Raw genomic sequence first — 18,982 nt, 5'->3', positions numbered from 1 at the left:
CGGCCCGCCGCCGCGCCGCCCCGGTGGCGGCGGCAGTGGTGGTAGCGGCGGTTCCCGACCCGGCTCGGGCCGCAAGCGTTCGCCCTGGAAGATCGTGCGCCGCACCCTCTACGTGCTGCTGGCGCTGGGCATCATCCTGCCCAGCACGGTCTTCCTCATCGCGTACTCGACCGCGTCGGTGCCGCGTCCTGGCGACCTGAAGAACAATCAGGTCGCCCTGATCTACGCCAATGACGGCAGCACGGTGCTGTCCAAGGTCGTTCCGCCGGAGGGCAACCGCACCGACGTCACCATCGACCAGATCCCGCCGCACGTGCGCAATGCCGTGATGGCGGCCGAGGACCGCGACTTCTACACCAACCCGGGCTTCTCCTTCAGCGGTTTCGCCCGCGCGCTGCGCGACAACCTGATGGGCAAGGACACCGCGGGCGGTGGCTCCACCATTACGCAGCAGTACGTGAAGAACGCGCTGGTCGGCAATGAGCGCTCGCTCACCCGCAAGATGCGCGAGCTCGTCATCTCGGTGAAGATGGCGCAGGAGTGGTCCAAGGACGACATTCTCACCGCGTACCTCAACACCATCTACTTCGGCCGCGGCGCGTACGGCATCGACGCGGCGGCCAAGGCATACTTCGGAAAACCGGTGCAGGAGTTGACCGTTTCCGAGGGTGCGGTGCTGGCGGCGACCATTCAGCAGCCGTCCAACCTGGACCCGGAGAAGAATCCGAAGGCCGCCGAGCAGCGCTGGACGTACGTGCTCGACGGCATGGTCTCCAGCGGTAACCTGCCGGCCACCGAACGCGCGAATATGCAGTTCCCGCAGGTGGTTCCGGTCGCCTCGCTGGGCGACAAGAGCCTGGACCAGGGCCCGGAGGGCCTGATCAAGTCCAAGGTGCTGGAGGAGCTGAGCGCCGCCGGCATCAGCGAACAGCAGCTCAACACCGAGGGCCTGCAAATCACCACCACCATCGACCCCCAGGCGCAGCAGGCCGCCGTGGACGCGGTGACCTCGAATATGAATGGCGAGCCGGAGAACCTGCGCACCGCCGTGGTGTCGGTGGATCCGCAGACCGGCGCCGTGCGCGCGTACTACGGCGGTGAGAACGGCGCGGGCTTCGACTTCGCCAGCGCGGGCCTGCCCGCCGGATCCGCGTTCAAGGTGTTCGGTCTGGCCCAGAACCTCGAGATGGGCAAGCCGCTGTCCACGCTGTACGACAGCTCCCCGGTCACCGTGAACGGCATCGAGATCACCAATGTCGAGGGCGAGCAGTGCGGTATGTGCACCATCGCCGAGGCGTTGAAGCGCTCGCTCAACACCAGCTTCTACCGCATGATGCTGGATATGCCGGGCAACGGCCCGCAGAAGATCGCCGATATGGCGCACAAGCTCGGCATTCCGGAAAGCATTCCGGGTGTGGGCGAAACGCTCACCGAGCCGGGCGGGGTCGGCCCGAACAACGGTGTCGTGCTGGGCCAGTATCAGGTGCGGGTGCTGGATATGGCCTCGGCGTACGCCACCCTGGCCGCCTCCGGCGTCTACCACGCGCCGCACTTCGTGCAGAAGGTCGTCGCCTCCGACGGCACCGTCCTGCTCGACCGCGGTGAGGTGGCCGGTGAGCAGCGCGTCTCCGCCGCGGTGGCCGACAATGTGACCGCCGCGATGGAGCCCATCGCCGCCTACTCGCGCAACCACGGCCTGGCGGGCGGCCGGGTGTCGGCCTCCAAGACCGGCACCCATCAGCTCGGCGACACCGGCGAGAACCGCGACGCGTGGATGGTCGGCTACACCCCGCAGCTGGCCACCGCGGTGTGGGTCGGCACCGAGCAGGGCGATCGGCTGCGCGGTGCGGGCGGCGGCATGATCTACGGATCCGGACTGCCGTCCGATATCTGGAAGGACACCATGGACGGCGCGCTCGAGGGCCAGCCCAAGGTGAAGTTCCCGAAGCCGGGTTCCATCGGCGGCCAGGCCGGTGTGCCGTCGTGGTCGGCCCCGTACACCGCGCCGTCGTCCGAGGCTCCGGTGGAGCCGCCGGTGGTCATCACCCAGACCCCGGTGCAGGTGGGACCGTTCACCCTGAATATTCCGGGGCTGGCGCCGAATCCGCAGCAGCAGACTCCGCAGAACATGCCGCAGAATCAGAGCCCCTCCGATGACGACGGACCGCTGCCCGGCCAGCCGGTCGCGCCGTCGGACGGCTCACCGCTGACGACCGCACCAGCGCCTACTCCGCGGTCGGACAATGGCAACGGCTACGGGTCACCGAACAACCGGTAGCCTCTTGCCGTGATCGAGCAGGAGTTGGTGCGCGCGCCGATGGCCGACGAGCACTCGTCGCCCATCGGCGCGGACACGGGCGGGGGACGGCCGATGCACGAAACACCGGCGCGGTACGCCGCACCCGCGCCGCTGGCGGGGGATCTGCGTTCCGCCGATGAGCGGGACCGGCCCAGCCGCAACGATTCCCTGGTCGCCCAGCTGAGCACCCTCACCGGTGGTCCGGTCGGCGATCACGCCCTGATCGGGCGGGTGCGGTTCTGGACGCCCATGCGGGTGCTGTTCGCCTTCGCGGTGATCTTCCTGGCGCTCGGCTGGGGCAGCAAGGCCCCGTGCATTCAGCAGACCGTCGACGACAACGGCGTGATCGGCCTGGACTGGAACGACGGCCGCCAGTACATCGCCATGTGCTACTCGGACACGGTGCCGCTCTACGGGGCCGAGCGCCTGAACGAGGGGGCGTTCCCGTACAAGAAGCAGTGGACCGAGACCGGGCCGGACGGCGAACCGCAGGTGCGGTACATGGAGTATCCGGTGCTGTCGGGCCTGTACCAGTACGGGTCCATGCAGGTGGCCAAGACCTGGGATGCCGCCTCCCAGCTGTGGGGTCTGCCGGGCGCGCTGCAGGTGGTCATCTACTTCAATGTGGTGGCGCTGGGCCTGGCCATGGCCTGGCTGGTGACGGTGTGGGCGACCGCGCTGCTGGCCGGTCGCCGGGTCTGGGATGCCGCCCTGGTGGCGTGCTCACCGCTGGTGCTGGTGCACGCGTTCACCAATTTCGACGCTCTCGCAACGGCTTTCGCCGCCGGCGGCCTGCTGGCCTGGGCGCGGCGACGGCCGGTGCTGGCGGGGGTGCTGCTGGGTCTGGGCGGTGCGGCCAAGCTGTATCCGCTGCTGCTGCTCGGGCCGATCCTGGTGCTGTGCCTGCGCGCCGAGCGGCTCGGGGACGAGGGCTATGGCACCTCGCTGTCCTGGCATCGCCTGGGCCCCATGCGTTCCGGGCTGACCGCCGTCGGCGCAGCGGCCGGAACCTGGGTGGCGGTGAACCTGCCCATCGCGGTGCTGTATCCGAAGGGCTGGTGGGAGTTCTTCCGGCTCAATACCGAACGGCACGCCGACCCGGATTCGGTGTACAACGTCATCACCTCCTTCACCGGCTGGGCCGGCTTCGACGGCTATCTGAAATCCGGTGAGTCGCCGTCGATCCTGAATCTGGTGTCGCTGCTGCTGTTCCTGGCCGCCTGTGCGGGCATCGCCTGGATCGCGTTGACGGCGGCGCGGCGGCCGCGCCTGGCGCAGCTGGCCTTCCTGGTGGTGGCGGCCTTCCTGCTCACCAACAAGGTGTGGAGTCCGCAGTACTCGCTGTGGCTGGTGCCGCTGGCGGTGTTGGCGCTGCCGCATCGGCGAATCCTGTTGGCGTGGATGACCGTCGACGCGCTGGTGTGGGTACCGCGGATGTACTACTACCTCGGCGAGGACCGCAAGGGCGTGCCGGAGCAGTGGTTCACGGGCACGGTGATCCTGCGCGATATCGCGGTGATCGCGCTGTGCGTGCTGATCGTTCGGCAGATCTACCGGCCCGCAGCGGATCTGGTGCGCCGCGACGGGGCGGACGACCCGGTGGGCGGCACGCTCGATCACACCGCGGATCCGGTGTTCCCCTGGCTGCCGCGCCCGCTGCGGCCCCGACCGGGCCGGGTCGTCCCGACCACGTGAATCGCGCGATCGGGTAGCGGTCCGGGCTCCACTGCGGCACAGCCCCGTCAGCACGCATCCGGACACGCCACGAAACCTCCGCCAGCGGCAGCGACTTCCGCAGCAGCGTGCCGCCGATCCCGCGCAGCGGCGGCCCGGCCGCGAATGCCACGATGCCCCGCGAACCGCTTCCGGTTCGCGGGGCACCTACGCGTCGTGACTGGTCGGCCTCAGCCGCCGATGAAGCGGGCCAGCTGCGGTACCGCTTCGCCCGGATGCTTGGCCTGGAAGCCCTCGCCAATGGCCTCCATCTTCCAGTCGGACCCGGACTTGGACAGCTTCGCCATCGCCATGGCGGTGAAGGGCATGCCGCCCGCCAGGGTGAAGCGCGCCATCTCCTTGTCGCCGTTGGCGTCCACCAGTCGGCAGAAGGCATTGGTGACCTGCTCGAAGGTGTGCCCCTTGTAGGAGGTCACGATGAACAGCATGGTGGTGACCGGGGCGGGAATCCGGGTGAGGTCCACCATGATCTGCTCGTCGTCGCCCGCGCCCTCACCGGTCAGGTTGTCGCCGGAGTGACGGACCGAGCCGTCCTTGGAGACCAGGCTGCCGTAATAGACGACATCCATCACGTTCATCCCGGCGAACAGGACCACCGAGGCGTCCAGGTCGATGTCCACGGCCCGGCTGCCGAACATGCCGCCGCGCTTGACCGGATCCCAGCCCAGGCCCATCCGCACATAGGTCAGCGCCTGGCCGCCCTCCTTGCGGAGGTTGACCCGCTGGCCCTTGACCAGGCTGACCGCGCCGCCGGACTGCGGCAGGTCGCGATCCGGCGCCGGTCCGGGCGGCGGGAAGCCGGGCGCGGCACCGCCGGGAGCACCCTGCCCCGGCGGCGGGTAGCCACCCTGTCCCGGCGGCGGGAAGCCGCCCTGCGGCGCGTAATCCGGTACCGGCGGCGGATATCCGGTGCCACCCGGCGGCGGGTAGCCCTGTCCCGGCGGCGGATAGCCCTGGCCGGGCGGCGGGTAGCCACCCTGTCCCGGTGGCGGGTAGCCACCGGCGGGCGGGTAGTCCGGCGCGGGCGGCGGGTACTGCCCCGGCGGCGGTGATGCCGGGGTCGGCGGTACGGGCGCCTGCGGCTGCCGGGGCGGCGGCGGAGCCTGCTGCTGGCCGGCCGGTTCGTTCACCTGCACGCCGTGATCGGTGACCAGCGCGGCGAAACCACCGGCGTAGCCCTGCCCGACGGCGCGCACCTTCCAACTGCCCTGTCGCCGATACAGTTCCAGCGCGATCACGATGGATTCGCTGCTGAGCCCCTCGATCCGGTACTCGAACAGCGGATTTCCGGACTGGTCGGACACGTGGGCGACGGGCGCGGGAATCTGCCCGAAGCTGCCGCCGGGCGTGTCGAGCGTGATGACGGCCCGGATCTGCGCGATATCGGCGGGTACCGCCGACAGCGACACCGCCAGCGCGGCGGGCTGCCCCGACGGCGCGGGTTGCAGGTTCACGCCGGGACCGCTGGGCTGGTTGAAGAAGACGAAGTCGGCGTCCGACCGGACCTTTCCGTTCTCGGTGACCAGCAGTGCGGACACATCCGCGGGTGCGCCGATCTGAACCGAGATCACGACGTCGTTGACGGTCAGAGGACCGTTCTGGCCCTTAACCAGTGTTGCGGACAAGATCGACCCTTCGCTTGTCGGTGCGTTCGTCAGCCACTCTACGAGAAACACGCCGTACCTGCGTCGAGGGTTTTCGGTTAGGGTGACGGCGACAGTCCGAGTACCGGGGGACATGAAGCACCCATGGAGCAGTTGTTCGAAAAATCGAAGAAGGTCATCGAGGCGCAGCTCGCCGGGAGCAGTATCCGGGCGATCTCCGGGTCGATGGTCGCCTATGAGGGAAACGTCCAGTTCAAGAGCGCCGGTTTCGGTGGCGGCGACGGTGTGCTGGCGGGTCTGAAGCGCCGTGCCACCGGCGAATCGCTCTCACTCATGGAATGTTCGGGCAACGGGCGCGTCTTCTTCGCCGTGAACGGCCAGAACGTCACCGTGGTGAACCTGAACAACGACACCCTCCAGGTGGAGTCGCAGCAACTGCTGGCGTTCGCCGGGAATCTGCGCACCGACGTGACCTTCGCGGGCCTGCGCGGCGGGGCCACCGGCGCGGGCCTGTTCACCACCAAGGTGAGCGGCCAGGGCCAGGTGGCGTTGCTGTCGGCGGGCGGCCCGCTCATCCATCTGGAGGTGTCGCCGCAGTATCCGCTGGTGGTGGATCCGGATGCGTTCGTGGCGGCGCGCGGCAATCTGAATCAGTCCTTCGTGACCGATGTTTCGTGGCGGTCGGTCATGGGCCAGGGCGGCGGGGAGGCGTTCTCGCTGCGCTGGGAGGGGCAGGGCGTGGTCTTGATCCAGCCCGCCGAGCGGTGAGAGGGCGCACGCGATGTTCGAGAAAGTGAACAGCAAGGTCGTCAAGGTCCATGCGGGCCAGGCGGGCGGCGTGGTCGCGCGCACCGGCTCGATGCTCTTCTACCAGGGCGACATCTCGTTCTCCCCGCATCAGGTACCGGGTGCGAACCAGATGGGCGGCATGGGCGGCCTGATGGGCATGGCCGGGCGGATGATGGCGGGCGAGCACGAACGCACCATGCTGGCTCAGGGCAATGGCGAGGTGCACTACGGCTTCGCCGGTCTGGAGGTGCACGTGGTGCACATGCAGCCCGGGGCCACCCTGCGCGTGGAGGCGTCGCGGCTGCTGGCCAATACCGCCGGGTTGCAGAGTTCGATTGTGTCGGTGGCGAGTTCGGGCGGCCAGGGCGGTCGCGGCGGCGGCCTGATGGGCGCGCTGCGCGGTGCGGCGTCGGGGGTGCTGACCGGCCAGGGCATGTTCACCACCCAGCTGTCCGGTCAGGGTGCGGCGGTGCTGCTCGGCCACGGCGGCTTCATCGAATTGCAGGTCGGCGGACCGAATCCGGTGGTGGTGGACCCGCAGGCGTTCGTCGCGTCCTACGGCAACGTGCAGACGGAACTGAAGACGGCGATGAGCTGGCGCGACGCGGTCGGGCGCGGTTCGGGCGAGGCGATGCAGCTGCACTGCGTCGGCCAAGGCGTCGTATTCGTGCAGGCATCCGAAGAGAAGCTGTGAAGCGATGAGTTACCAGAATCCGGGCGGATACCAGAATCCCCAGGGCGGCTACCCGAATCAGCCGGGCGGCTACCCGCCGCAGCCGGGCTACCAGCAGCCGCCCGGCGGTTATCAACAGCCGCCGGGCGGATACCAGCAGCCCGGCGGGTACCCCGATCAGCCCGGTGGATACCAGGGGACGGGTCAGCAGCCGTTCGCGGGCGGCTATCAGGGCGAGCAGCCGCAGGTCCTGAGCCCGATGAATCTCGGTGCGAGCGACAATATTCCGGGCAACAACTACGCCTACTGCATCGATCTCGACCGGCCCTGGTTCATGCGCAAGGGCGCGATGATCGCCTACTACGGCGATATGCGGTTCCAGTCGCTGTCGCACGGCGTGCAGGGCAATCTCATGCACATGGTGTCGCAGCAGTTCTCGGCACCGCTGTTCACCGGCGACTACGTGGTGGCGGAGGGACACGGGAAGCTGATCATCGGCGACCGCGGCTACGACATCAATTCCTACGACCTCGACGACGGCAATCTGACCGTGCGCGCCGCGAATCTGCTGGCATTCGAGCCCGGCCTGTCGCTGAACCAGTCGATCGTGCCCGGCTTCCTCACCCTCATCGGCACCGGCACATTCCTGGCCTCCTCCAATGGCCCGGTCATGTTCGCCGAACCGCCGCTGCGGGTGGATCCGGAGGCGCTCGTGGGCTGGGCGGACTGCCCGTCGCCGAGCCACCACTACGACGAACGCTGGATCTCGAGCTTCCTGGCGGCCGGTGCCGCGCGCTTCGGCGTGAACTCCGGCGAGGAGCGCCAGTTCGACTTCACCGGCGCGGGCACGGTGCTCATTCAGTCGTCGGAGAAGGTGCTCGACGATTCCCACCTGGTTCGCACCCTGGAGGGCCAGCTCCAGAGCGGGATCACGCCGAGCGGTCTGCAACGCCTGCAGGGCGTGATCATGCAGCAGTTGAACGCCCAGCAGCAGCACTGATCACCGACACCGCCGAGAACCACCACTCGCCGGGGCACGCCGGTCGTCAGCTGTCGGTGCCCCGCCGGGCGGTCCGGCCGTGGCAGTATCGGCGGAGTGAGCGACGGTGGAGTCGATCCGGCGGCCGGACAGCGGCCGACCGGGCGCGGCGATCCGGCGGTAACGCACGAACAGTATCTGCGGGCGTTCCGGCACCCCGGCGTGTCCCGCGAACAGCTGCACGATCTGCTCGACGCCGTGAACGCCTTCCTCGACTCGATCACCCCGCGCGAGGGCGAAGACGTGCCGCGGGGCGGATGGGCCCCCGAATCCACGGCCCTGGCCTTCCGGATCGGCCGCGCGGTGGAGCAGGTGCTCGCCGAACGCGACGCGGCCGACCGCGAGCGGCGGCGAAGACGCGAGATCCGTGATCGGCTGGTCACCGCGCTGGACGCCGTGCTCGACTGTCTGCGCGTCCTCCCGGATCTCGCCGAGACCGAGGTGAACCTCGGCACCACCGCCATCAACGAGGGCTTCCAGGTGTTCGAGGACGGGTCGGTCCGCACCACGCGGGCACAGGAGCGGGGCGCGGATATGGGCGCGCTGGAGCTGCGCCGCGCCGAACTCGACGAACAGATGACCGATGCGGTGGCCCGGCGCACCGGACTCATGAACGAGACCGCCGACGTACTGCGCGAACGACTCGGTGTCGCACCCGACGGCGTGGGCATTCCGTGGGTGATCACGGCGGCCGCCCGGGGCGGGCTCGATATCGTCGAACCCTTCGAATTCGCCGCCCACCACCTGCCGACCTCACCGCTGCGGGAGCTGGTGGTACAGCTGGTGGCCGATATCGAATTGGCCCGCACCCTCGAGGACGAGACGCCCCTGCTCGGTGGCGACGCGGTCACCGGCGACGACGCGAACGCGGAATAGCCGCGAATCCGGCGCACGCGGGCGGTCGTGATGGGAGCCTGAATTCGGACCGGCTTTCGCCAGAAGGAGCGTTCGGGTGAAGAAGCTCATCAATCGTCCGGGGGATGTGGTCGAAACGGCGCTCGCCGGGATGGCCGCCGCCCATCCGGATTTGCGTATCGATACCAAGCGGCGGCTGATCGTGCGCGCGGACGCGCCGGTACCGGGCAAGGTGGCCCTGGTGTCCGGCGGCGGGTCCGGACACGAGCCGCTGCACGGCGGTTTCGTCGGACCCGGCATGCTCGACGCCGCCTGTCCGGGGGAGATCTTCACCTCCCCGGTGCCGGACCAGATCCTCGCCGCCACCGCGGCCGTCGAGGCCGGGGCGGGCGTGCTGCACATCGTGAAGAACTACACCGGCGATGTCATGAATTTCGAGATGGCCGCAGAACAGGCCGAGGCCGAGTCCGGCGGCGAGGTGCGGGCGGTGGTGGTGAACGACGATGTGGCCGTGCGGGACAGCACCTACACGGCCGGGCGGCGCGGCGTCGGGGCCACCGTGGTGCTGGAGAAGATGGCCGGGGCGGCGGCCGCACAGGGCAGGCCGCTGGCGGAGGTGGTGCGGGTGGCCGAGGCGGTGAACGCCCGGTCGCGCAGTATGGGGATGGCCCTGACCTCGTGCACGGTACCCGCGGCCGGGCATCCGACCTTCGAACTCGGTGACGACGAGATGGAGATCGGCATCGGTATCCACGGTGAGCCGGGACGGGAGCGGATGCCGCTCGCGCCCGCACGCGAGGTGGCCGCCCTGCTGGTCGAGCCGCTGCTCGCGGATCTTCCGTGCACCAGCGGGGATTCGGTGCTCTGCTTTGTGAACGGGATGGGCGCGACGCCGCTCATCGAGCTGTACGTCATGTTCGACGAGGTGGCGCGGATCCTGCGCGGGCAGGGGATCGAGATCGCGCGATCGCTGGTGGGACCGTACATCACCGCGCTGGATATGGCCGGTTGCTCGGTAACCCTGACTCGACTCGACGACGATCTGGTTTCGCTGTGGGACGCGCCCGTGCGTACCCCGGCCCTGCGATGGGGGATGTGATGGCAAAGCTGAACGCGGCCGCCTGGGTGCGGTCCTACGCGGCGCTGATCGATCAGCGCGCCGCCGAACTCACCGCGCTGGACGCGGCCATCGGCGACGCCGACCACGGCATCAATATGCAGCGCGGCCTGGCCGCGGCGGTGGCGGCGCTGGCGGACGCGCCCGGGGCGAGCGCCACCGAGGTGTGCAAGCAGACCGGCATGATCCTGGTGCGGACCGTGGGCGGGGCCAGCGGACCGCTCTACGGCACCTTCTTCCTACGAGTGGCCGATGGCCTCGAATCCGGCACGGACGTAACGACTTTCGCCAAGGCGTTCCGCGCCGGGCTGGAGGCCGTGATGGCGCGCGGCAAGGCCGAACGCGGCGACAAGACCATGGTCGACGCGCTCGCGCCGGCCGCGGACTGTCTGGACCGGCAGTTGGCCGTGGGCTCCGGACCGGCCACCGCGCTGGAGGCGGCGGTCGCCGCGGCCGAGGCGGGGCGCAAGGCCACCGCGCCCATGCAGGCCCGCAAGGGGCGCGCGTCGTACCTGGGCGAGCGCAGTGTCGGACATATCGATCCCGGCGCGATGAGCGCCATGCTGCTGGTGCGCGCGGCCCGGCAGGCGCTGCGGTGAGCGTCGGCGCGCGCCGCGGTGCGTGTCGGTAGGCGCTGCGGTGCGCGGATCGGCGTAGCCCACCGAGGTAGCGCCGTGGCGTAAAGGGACAGATCACCCATGGCGTCCAGCGGTTCGATGGCGCAGGATCGAGGCATGATCGAGCTGAAGGACAAGGCGGCGGCCTTTCTCGCCCTGCATCGCCCCGGCGATCCGGTGATCCTGCCGACCGTATGGGACGCCTGGTCGGCAACCCTGGTGCGGGAGGCGGGATTTCCGGCGCTCACCGTCGGCAGTCATCCACTCGCGGACGCCATGGGCAAGAGCGACCAGGAGGGGATGGCCTTCACCGATGTGGTCGCCCGGGTCCGCGAAATCACCGGGGCCGTGGACATTCCGGTGTCGGTGGATATCGAATCCGGCTACGGGCTCGACGCCGCCCGCCTGGTGGAGGGCCTGCTCGAGGCGGGTGCGGTGGGCCTGAACATCGAGGACACCGTGCACGGCGAGGGCGGTCGACTGCGCGACCCGGCCGAACACGCCGACCGGGTCGGCGCGCTGCGCCAGAGCGCCGATGCCACCGGCGTCCACCTGGTGGTCAACGCCCGCACCGACGTCTTCCTGCGCCCCGCCGCCGACGCTCCGGCCGACCGTTTCGAAAGTGCGGTCACCCGGCTGAAACTCGCCGCCGAAGCCGGTGCCGACGTGCTCTATCCGGTCGGCCGCCACGAGCCCGACGTGCTGCGCCGCCTGTGCCGCGAACTCCCGCTGCCGGTCAATGCCATCGCCATGCCGGAGTCCGGGGAACCCGCGGCGTTCGCCAAGGCGGGGGCGGCGCGGGTGAGCTTCGGCCCGTTCCTGCAACGCGCCCTCGCTGCGGAAGCCGGTCGGCTGCTGGAACGGTGGCGCTGACGACCTCCTGGGCAACGCCGTCGAATCCGGAACGGCCGCACCGCCGCCCCCTGACCGTGCCGCACGATCACCGGCGCGGTCAACGGGTTTCGGAGCGGTCGAGCATCCAGTCGACCATTTCCTCACCGGCCATAATGCCGGTGCTGCGGGTGACGGTGAGGTTGGGGTGGGTCCACGCGAGCTGCTCCAGCTCGCCGTGGCGGGGGCGGATGGCCGAGTCGGCGGCACGCAGCATCTCGGCGTCGAGCGCGCCGTCCCCGGCCGCGAGCAGGCGGGCTCCGGCATGCAGTTCCCCGGCGGCGGTGAGGCGGCGGCGCACCTCGGCGACGGCCCGGCTCTTGCAGACCGCCGTGGGCATGCTGTAGATCTTGCGGCCCTGCTGGGAGGCGGACCAGCCGCGCTCCCGGCACCAGGCGTCCCAGTCGGCGAGGAAGCCGGTGGGCACGAGTTTTGGTTTGACCACCAGGTAGCAGAACAGGTGGTCGGCCACTCGGAACTTGGTGGCCCAGGAGTCGTCGATGCGGGCCCGCAGTTCGGCGCTGACCTCGGAGAGCGTGGCGCTGGTGGCGCGCACCTCGGCGTCGAGGTCGATGCGCCAGCGCATATCGGGGACGCCGTTGACCAGGATATTTCCCCCGTTGCTGGTGATGGCGTATCGCCAGGGGGCGCCGGGTAGTCGAATCCGGTTGAACTGCTTGATGGTTCGGGTGGTGGTCGGGATCACCGCGGCCGGGGCGGTGAGCGTCGCCATGCGCTGGGCGGCGATGACGGTCATGAACGACAGCGGAGCGCCCTCCAGGTGCTCCACACAGACCGTGCGCGGCTCCGGAAACTCGCCGAAGGCGTTGCGCGAGTAGATCATCGTGCGATCGAGATCGGTGGCGATGAGGGTCTTGCGGTACAGCGCGGGTCTTCGGTCCACCATTACTGTTTCACGTCCTTGATCAATCCCATGCAGGCATAGGCCAGCTCGGGTACTACTTCCACGGGTACCCCGCGCGCCTGCGCGAGCATGCGGATATGGGCGTGTTCGGGGGCGTCGGCCGCGCGCACCAGCACCTTCCACGGCACACGCCGCAGCAGGACGCGGGTGGTCTCGCCGACGCCCGGTTTCACGAAATTCACGCTGGAGATGCCGTATTCGGCCCGCACCTGCTCCACCGACGCCCAGCCCGCCCAGGTGGGGCTGCGGTCGGCTGCGCGGAGGGCAGCGAGGTTGTCGGCGACCCGCGGGCGCACCGCGTCGAAACATGCGCTGACGGTGTCGAGCAGACGGGCGGACACGTCGTCGGCGGCCAGCTCACGGTAGAACTTCGCGCCGTGGAAATCGCCGGGCCCGATGAGAGTGCCATTGAGCACGGTGCGCGAAACCAGGCCGGAGACTGTCGAATTCAGGCAGGCCGAGGCGATGAGGAAGTCGTCGCGGGTGCCGTAGGTGCGTACGCAGCTGCCCGGATCGGCCAGCACCGCCAGCTCGTCGTCGAAGCGCGCCCCGCCCGCGGCGTGGTAGGCGTCCAGGGCGGCGGTGAGCTCGCGGGTGATGGCCCCCTTGCCGGTCCACCCGTCCACGAACACGACCTGCGCCGGATCATGGTGCCGGGCAAGGTAGTCCAGTGCCACCGCGTCGATGCCGCGATCACGCACGATGGACACCGCATAATGCGGCACCTCGAGCGCGGGCGAACGGTAACGCAGCCAGCGCCGCATGAGAACACCCACCGGCGTCCCGGCCCGCGCCAGCGAGGCCAGCACCACCTCGTCGCCGCGTTCGGCGACAACGAGTTCGGCCACCGTCGCCACGGCCAGCGCCAGCCGTTCGGCGCTCTCGTCCAGCACCCGGTCGAACAGCTCCCGATATGCCGCGTCCGGCTGATACTCCACCGGCAGCGACTCAGCGTAATGCGCCACCCCGTCCTGAATCCGCCGCTCCCGCTCCGCCACATCGGCTTCCAGATCCACCCCGGACAGATCCTTGAGCAACCAGGCCACCTCGTCCGGCGCGTAGGACCCGAACTCCGGCCCGCGCAGGGGTTTCGGCAGGTTCGCAGGATCGGCGACGGCGGCCGCGGCACCGTAGGCCCGGCCGCCCGGCACGGCGCCACCCGACATCGCGGCGGCCGAGGCTACGCCATCCGAGACGGCGGCACCCGCGATCACACCGTCCGAAGTCGAACCGCCCGGCCGACCACTGCTCGCGGTGTCGACCTTCCGAGTCGTATGGCCGACTGGCGCGCCAGAATGAACTGCCACCCCCGCTGCTGCGCCGCCCGGCTCGGCGATACCCGCCCGCCCTCCGGCCGCACCGGCCGCCACCGAATCGCCCACGGTCGCGGCACCCGCCGCCGCGCCGCTATCGGTCGCAACGCTGGCAGACGCCTCTCCCACGGTCGCGCCGGTCCGGGCGGCGACCCGCGCCGCCATCCGGTAGTCGGTGCGAGTGGCGGCGAGGGCGCGGGGGTCGGCGTCGGGGACGACGGCGAGCACCACATCGGCTCCGGAGGCGGTCAGGACGTCGACGAGGCCGCCCGGCTCGGTGAGCCGCTCGGTGTCGGCCGGGGTGTCGATGACGACCAGCAAGATCGGGTCCGGCGCGGCGGGCTCCGGCCAGCAGGCGTTGTAGAGGTAGCGCGGGACGTCGTCGGATTCCGGTGCGGTGAAACGGAATCCGCGCCGCAGCGGGTACCCCGGCTCGTCCAGCACATAGGCCGGTGACCGCGTGGTGGTCTGGTACCGGGTCGGCACGCCATCGTCCGCCAGCGCCGCGGCGAGCCGCAGCGGCAGGTACATGAACTCCTCGTGCCCCAGCACGATCACCGGGCGCACCACCCGGCGGCTCTCCAGCGTGGCAATGCCGCCGACGGCCCCAGTGCCCCGGCCACCAACCGCCTGCTCATCGACATCGTCGGCCGCGTCGCCACTCGGTGGCGACGTCGCCGCATCAGGCGTCGGCACACCATGGTGATCGAGCGCGGAACCGCTGCGACCGGTCGGACCGGCGTACTGCGCTGACGATCTCTCCCCCGGCCCGCCGACGTGGCTGGATTCGGCCGGGCTGCCGACGCTCGACCCACCCCATCGGTCCTGCGGCGCTACGTCTCCCGACATCCGGCCGGTAGCCGGCATGAGCGCGGCGGAATCGGCGACCGGCCCGTCGGCCACGCGGCGGTCCGGCCCGTGCGCCGCGCCGACTGTGGTGCGCCTCCGGCCGGTCGGCCAGGGCAGCGCGGCCAACTCCCAGCGCAGGCGTTCGGCGGCGACCGACAGCGCTGCCTCGAAGCGGTCCGCGTCGGCGGCGAGCAGGCCGTGCCGCCCGCCCTCGGGCACATCGTGTGGCCACGGCAGTTCGATGCGGGCGAACTCGCCGCGCTGCGTGGCTACCGGGTTGAGTTCGGGATCGGGCAGGGCGGCAACCGATTCGGTCAGTCGCTCGGGCAGCAGTGTCCGTCCGGAGGCCAGGCAGACGGTATCGATGCGCACGCCCAGTTCGGCGGCGGCAGCGTCGAAGGCCGCCTTGTCCGCGTCGGTGCGCATGTCCACCAGCGAGGCCAGCACATAGCGCGGGCGCGGGGTGAACGCGTGCAGGGCGCGAATGGCGTCGATGGCCGTCGCCCCCGTGGAGATCTCGTCGTCGACGAGCACCATGGGCAGCTCGTTGCGGAAGATCTCGGCGGGCATGGGCTGGAGCAGGTGCGAGGTGGCGTGCGAATGGCCCTCCTCGAATCCGGTCAGCGTCTCGGCCGCCGCCACGTCGCGTCGGGTCGAGTGCAGATAGCATGCGGCCCGCATGCGCGCCGCCACGCAGTGACCCAGACCCGTTGCGGTCTCGGCGAATCCGAGCACCACCGTGGCGGTTCCCGTCGCCGCACCGCGGCCGTGGTCATCGTCCTCGGCAGCGCCGAGCACGTCGAGCACCAGATCGCCCAGCCGGTTGGCCGCGTCGATCACCCGGTGCGGATCGGTGGGCAGGTGTTTCCCCAGCACGGTCGAGACCAGCAGGTGCGCCCGCCGCGGATTGCGCCGCAGTCCGGGCTCGATCAGCTCGGTGATGCGCCACCGCGAAGGCACGAACGAATCCCCGTGCCGCAGTTCCAATCCCAGCTCCCGTGTCGCCCACGGCGCGAAGCTCACGATGCCACCAGTTCTTTCAGCAGATCCACGAACGAGACTCCCTTGTTGGTGACGCCGAACACCCGGGCCCGCAGCAGTGTTTGCAGCGCCCAACTGCGGTGCGGGCGCATCTCGTTCATCTTGTTGCGGTACTCCGAGGCCGCCACTCCCCCGACATCGGCCTCGAGGATGTGCAGCGCGTCGGCGTACTCCTCGTGGGTGACCACCGACAGGGCGTGCACCGCCGCCACGTGCGAGGGATGGATGACCGTCTTGCCCTGGATCCCGTTGGCGCGGTCCAGGGTGATCTCGCGCAGCAATCCGTCCAGGTCGCGGCTGACCAGATACTGCCGGAAGGGCACCGCATCGGATTCCGCGAACGGCGAGGTGCGCAGCAGCGGCCGGAACATGCGCTCGTGATCGGCGAAGTACTCCCACACCGGCCCGGTGATGGTGAATCCGGTGCCGTCGACGCGCCCGAGGTAGTTGACGATATCGGCGATGACGTCCGCCACCACCCGCACGTCGTAGATGGTGAGGTCGCGGTCGCGGCGGATACCGAAGTTGGAGCACATATCCGTGGCCCCGATGCGCACCGCGAGCACCTGCTCCCGCCGCGGGGTGAGCAGTTCGCGAATGGTCTGGAGTTCCTCGTCGCGCGTCTGCCGATGCACCAGCGCCGGCGATTCCAGCACCGGCATGCCGAAGACGGTGCGGCCCAGCCGTTCCGAGGCGGTGGTGATGGCGTCCAGGTATTTGGGTCCGCAGGCGCTGTCGAATTTGGGGAAGACGAAGCCGAGCAGCGCACTGGCTCCGCCGCCGAGCATGTCCACGATCTCGCCGATGGTGTCGGCGTCGCGCACCCGTACGAACAGCAGCGGATGCGCGTCGGTGCCCGCGGCCAGGGCGTCGAGGGTGGCCACCACCTGGCGCTTGCCCAGTTCCAGGTCGTGGTCGGCGACGGCGTCCTCGAGGTCGATGACCATGGAGCAGACGCCGCGTTCGGCGCGCCGGGTGATGGTGGCGGTGAGGTCGGCGCGGGTGGCGGGTACGTAGAGGGTAGCGCCGAGGGCCATGGCGAGCAGTTCGCGATCGGCGGAATCGCCGAAGGGTTCGGGAGCGCGATGGAACAGTCGTCGGATCTCCGGACCGGGTAGTTGCCGGAAGTGACGCAGTGGTGTGCGCTTGAAGAGCGAGACCGGGACGGCCGCGGCTTCCGGACAGGTGGTACTCGCGGTCATCTGCGCCCGTTCTTTCCCTTCGTGTGTGGCTATTTGTCGGTCTTACGCATCCGGTCGACCACCCCGGCGATGAATGCGGCGGCGGCGTCCAGCTCGGACACGTACGCCCAGTAATCAGGATGCCGACCGGTCAGTCCATCCGTGGCCCGATCGATCCGATCGGATTGGGCATCGAGTACCGAACCCCATTCGTCGACCAGATCTCGGTGCACGGCCAGCATCTGCGCGTCACGCAGTTTGAACCGGACGGCCTTCACCTTCTGCTGCGGGTCGGCGCGCACTTCACGCAGCAGGGTCAGCCGGTGGGTGACGGCGTCGGCGCGCTCCTCTGCGGTAGCGAGATGTGCGCGGGCGGATGTGGTCAGTTCAAGGGCGTGCTCCGGGTTGTCGTCCGCCAGCGCCTCCCGGGCCCGGGTGAGTTCGGCGTCGGCGGCGTCGATGGCTTGCTGGCTGTCCCGCTCATTGTTCGCCAAATCCGCCGAACTCGCAGCGTTGAACTCGCGCAGCAGCGCCGAATAGGCGGAACCGACCCGCTCCAGCCGGTGCCGGGCGGCGGCCAGCCGGGTACTCGCCGAGGACAGCGCCCTGGTCGCCGAATGTTGTTTGCCGGGAGCATCTTCCAGTGCCCTTGACAGCGCCTTGGTGCACGCCTCCAACGCGGTCGCGGCCTCCCGCACCACCCCGACCGGGGCACCCGCCACCGCCGCGTCGAGTGTGACGAGCCCCTCATCCACAGCGGTCGCGCTCCGGCGCACGGAGGGGTATCCCGCGTACGCGGACTCGTTCGCCGCCTGCCGCGCCTGCTCGGCCGCCGTGCGCACCTGCAACACCACCTGCGGCACCGCCCCCATCACCGCGACCGCGTGCTCGATCTGTGCCTGATTGCCGCGATAGAAGTCGTCCACCCCGCGCGCCGCGTCGGTCAGCCGGCGCACCACCGCGTCGATCTCCGGCTGCGGCACCCGGAAACCCTCGCGTTCGGCCCGGTCCAGCCGCTCGGTGAGGGCGAGATACGCGGTCGCGGCGTCGTAGCACCGCGCCCGCACCGGCTCCCAGCGCGCCTCCAACCCCCGCTCCGGCTGCAGCTGCGTGGATGCGGAGGCCCCCGCCTCCGCGATGCTCTGCCGGTGGTCCATGTCCAGGAACGCGGACGTCAGCACCTGCCGGGCCCGCCCCACCCACTCGTCGTCCCGGGACGACCGGAACCATCCGCGCCTACGCCCTGCCACGATCCCGATGGTAGGTGCTGACCGATGTGTCCGGCCCGCGTGTTCACGCACCCGGCGAGCCCCGCGATTCACATCATGGCCTCAGCTTGTTCGTCACCAAGTCCCCGGAAAGCTACTAGTGTCGTAGACGCAGACCCGGCGATTCGGACATTGCCGGGTTGACCACTAACGACACAAAACTTTCCAACGGAAGGATTCCCGCATGGGTGTCAGTTTGTCCAAGGGCGGCAATGTTTCGCTGACGAAGCAGGCGCCGAACCTGACCGCCGTCGCGGTCGGCCTCGGCTGGGATGTGCGGACCACCACCGGGACCGACTTCGACCTGGACGCCAGCGCCATCGGGCTGAGCACGGAGAAGAAGGCCGTGTCGGACGGCCACTTCGTGTTCTTCAACAACCTGAAGTCGCCCGAGGGCACCATCGAGCACGCGGGCGACAACCGCACCGGTGAGGGCGAGGGCGACGACGAGGTCATCAACGTCGATCTGGCCAATACGCCGCCCACCGTCGACAGCATCGTCTTCCCGGTCTCCATCTACGAAGCCGATTCGCGCGGGCAGAGCTTCGGCCAGGTCCGCAACGCCTACATCCGCGTGGTGGACCGGTCCAACGGCACCGAGCTGGCCCGCTACGACCTGTCCGAGGACGCCTCCACCGAGACCGCCATGGTCTTCGGTGAGCTGTACCGCAACGGTGCGGAGTGGAAGTTCCGCGCCATCGGCCAGGGCTACGCCTCCGGCCTGTCGGGCATCGCCCGCGACTTCGGCGTGAACGTCTAGTACCGACTCGCCACCGAGGGGGTTCGG

General features: G+C 69.8%; 15 protein-coding genes. 10 read left to right on the top strand and 5 right to left on the bottom strand.

Going from position 1 to position 18,982, the window contains the following annotated elements:
- Both QJS31_RS19245 and QJS31_RS19240 read left to right on the top strand, forming a co-directional pair.
- A partial coding sequence (locus tag QJS31_RS19245) for a transglycosylase domain-containing protein (RefSeq protein WP_372341801.1) occupies positions 1-2,278 on the top strand: 2,278 nt, incomplete at its 5' end.
- A 93-nt stretch (positions 2,279-2,371) separates the two neighbouring features.
- On the top strand, positions 2,372-3,994 hold the full coding sequence (locus QJS31_RS19240) for a glycosyltransferase family 87 protein (protein WP_306357313.1): 1,623 nt from the start codon (positions 2,372-2,374) through the stop codon (positions 3,992-3,994).
- A 209-nt stretch (positions 3,995-4,203) separates the two neighbouring features.
- Here QJS31_RS19240 and QJS31_RS19235 read toward each other — a convergent pair whose 3' ends face one another.
- Complete coding sequence (locus QJS31_RS19235) at positions 4,204-5,658, bottom strand: TerD family protein (protein WP_306357303.1); 1,455 nt, start codon at positions 5,656-5,658, stop codon at positions 4,204-4,206.
- A 123-nt stretch (positions 5,659-5,781) separates the two neighbouring features.
- Between QJS31_RS19235 and QJS31_RS19230 the strand changes: the two genes are divergently transcribed.
- The 7 genes from QJS31_RS19230 to QJS31_RS19200 all read left to right on the top strand — a co-directional run bounded on the left by QJS31_RS19230 (position 5,782) and on the right by QJS31_RS19200 (position 11,600).
- Positions 5,782-6,405 (top strand): AIM24 family protein, encoded by a 624-nt coding sequence (locus QJS31_RS19230; RefSeq protein ID WP_306357302.1) that lies wholly within the window; start codon positions 5,782-5,784, stop codon positions 6,403-6,405.
- Between the two features lie 13 nt (positions 6,406-6,418).
- Positions 6,419-7,120, top strand: coding sequence for an AIM24 family protein (locus QJS31_RS19225; protein ID WP_029930186.1), 702 nt, complete (start codon positions 6,419-6,421; stop codon positions 7,118-7,120).
- 238 nt (positions 7,121-7,358) lie between these two features.
- Positions 7,359-8,099, top strand: coding sequence for an AIM24 family protein (locus QJS31_RS19220; protein WP_306357312.1), 741 nt, complete (start codon positions 7,359-7,361; stop codon positions 8,097-8,099).
- A 96-nt stretch (positions 8,100-8,195) separates the two neighbouring features.
- Entirely contained in the window at positions 8,196-9,014 is an 819-nt protein-coding gene (locus QJS31_RS19215; protein WP_306357301.1) for a hypothetical protein, read from the top strand.
- A gap of 76 nt (positions 9,015-9,090) precedes the next feature.
- Positions 9,091-10,092 carry a dihydroxyacetone kinase subunit DhaK gene (gene dhaK / locus QJS31_RS19210; protein WP_306357300.1) on the top strand — a complete coding sequence of 334 codons (1,002 nt, stop codon included), beginning with the start codon at positions 9,091-9,093 and terminating at the stop codon, positions 10,090-10,092.
- Positions 10,092-10,709, top strand: a complete 618-nt coding sequence (gene dhaL / locus QJS31_RS19205; RefSeq protein WP_039818222.1) for a dihydroxyacetone kinase subunit DhaL — start codon at positions 10,092-10,094, stop codon at positions 10,707-10,709. Before dhaK ends, dhaL begins: the two co-directional genes overlap by 1 nt.
- Before the next feature lie 135 nt (positions 10,710-10,844).
- On the top strand, positions 10,845-11,600 hold the full coding sequence (locus tag QJS31_RS19200; RefSeq protein WP_372341562.1) for an isocitrate lyase/phosphoenolpyruvate mutase family protein: 756 nt from the start codon (positions 10,845-10,847) through the stop codon (positions 11,598-11,600).
- Between the two features lie 79 nt (positions 11,601-11,679).
- On the opposite strand, the gene QJS31_RS19195 is transcribed toward QJS31_RS19200, so the two are convergent.
- The 4 genes from QJS31_RS19195 to QJS31_RS19180 form a co-directional block, all read right to left on the bottom strand.
- Positions 11,680-12,525 (bottom strand): HAD family hydrolase, encoded by an 846-nt coding sequence (locus QJS31_RS19195; RefSeq protein WP_282784069.1) that lies wholly within the window; start codon positions 12,523-12,525, stop codon positions 11,680-11,682.
- The gene (locus tag QJS31_RS19190) at positions 12,525-15,728 is read right to left on the bottom strand and encodes a phosphoribosyltransferase (RefSeq protein WP_306357299.1); all 3,204 of its coding nucleotides are present in this window, start codon (positions 15,726-15,728) and stop codon (positions 12,525-12,527) included. Before QJS31_RS19190 ends, QJS31_RS19195 begins: the two co-directional genes overlap by 1 nt.
- Positions 15,725-16,882, bottom strand: coding sequence for an HpcH/HpaI aldolase/citrate lyase family protein (locus tag QJS31_RS19185; RefSeq protein ID WP_282781438.1), 1,158 nt, complete (start codon positions 16,880-16,882; stop codon positions 15,725-15,727). The genes QJS31_RS19190 and QJS31_RS19185 overlap by 4 nt, the downstream gene beginning before the upstream one ends.
- Positions 16,883-16,977: 95 nt before the next feature.
- Positions 16,978-18,177: a hypothetical protein gene (locus QJS31_RS19180; RefSeq protein ID WP_306357298.1), complete on the bottom strand. Its 1,200-nt coding sequence runs from the start codon at positions 18,175-18,177 to the stop codon at positions 16,978-16,980.
- A gap of 202 nt (positions 18,178-18,379) precedes the next feature.
- Here QJS31_RS19180 and QJS31_RS19175 point away from each other — a divergent pair, with 202 nt between their 5' ends.
- Positions 18,380-18,955: a TerD family protein gene (locus tag QJS31_RS19175; RefSeq protein ID WP_029930196.1), complete on the top strand. Its 576-nt coding sequence runs from the start codon at positions 18,380-18,382 to the stop codon at positions 18,953-18,955.
- Positions 18,956-18,982 lie beyond the last annotated feature (27 nt).

It is taken from the genome of Nocardia sp. CC213A, from assembly GCF_030766805.1.
In the GTDB taxonomy this organism is placed as follows: domain Bacteria; phylum Actinomycetota; class Actinomycetes; order Mycobacteriales; family Mycobacteriaceae; genus Nocardia; species Nocardia otitidiscaviarum.
The sequence above is the reverse complement of the archived record's forward strand: the minus strand, read 5'-3'. Positions and strand labels throughout refer to the sequence as shown.

Coding starts and splice junctions, on each gene's coding strand:
- QJS31_RS19240 (WP_306357313.1), top strand. CDS start 2,372: ATGCACGAAACACCGGCGCGGTACGCCGCACCCGCGCCGCTGGCGGGG.
- QJS31_RS19230 (WP_306357302.1), top strand. CDS start 5,782: ATGGAGCAGTTGTTCGAAAAATCGAAGAAGGTCATCGAGGCGCAGCTC.
- QJS31_RS19225 (WP_029930186.1), top strand. CDS start 6,419: ATGTTCGAGAAAGTGAACAGCAAGGTCGTCAAGGTCCATGCGGGCCAG.
- QJS31_RS19220 (WP_306357312.1), top strand. CDS start 7,359: ATGAATCTCGGTGCGAGCGACAATATTCCGGGCAACAACTACGCCTAC.
- dhaL (WP_039818222.1), top strand. CDS start 10,092: ATGGCAAAGCTGAACGCGGCCGCCTGGGTGCGGTCCTACGCGGCGCTG.
- QJS31_RS19200 (WP_372341562.1), top strand. CDS start 10,845: ATGATCGAGCTGAAGGACAAGGCGGCGGCCTTTCTCGCCCTGCATCGC.
- QJS31_RS19195 (WP_282784069.1), bottom strand. CDS start 12,525: ATGGTGGACCGAAGACCCGCGCTGTACCGCAAGACCCTCATCGCCACC.
- QJS31_RS19175 (WP_029930196.1), top strand. CDS start 18,380: ATGGGTGTCAGTTTGTCCAAGGGCGGCAATGTTTCGCTGACGAAGCAG.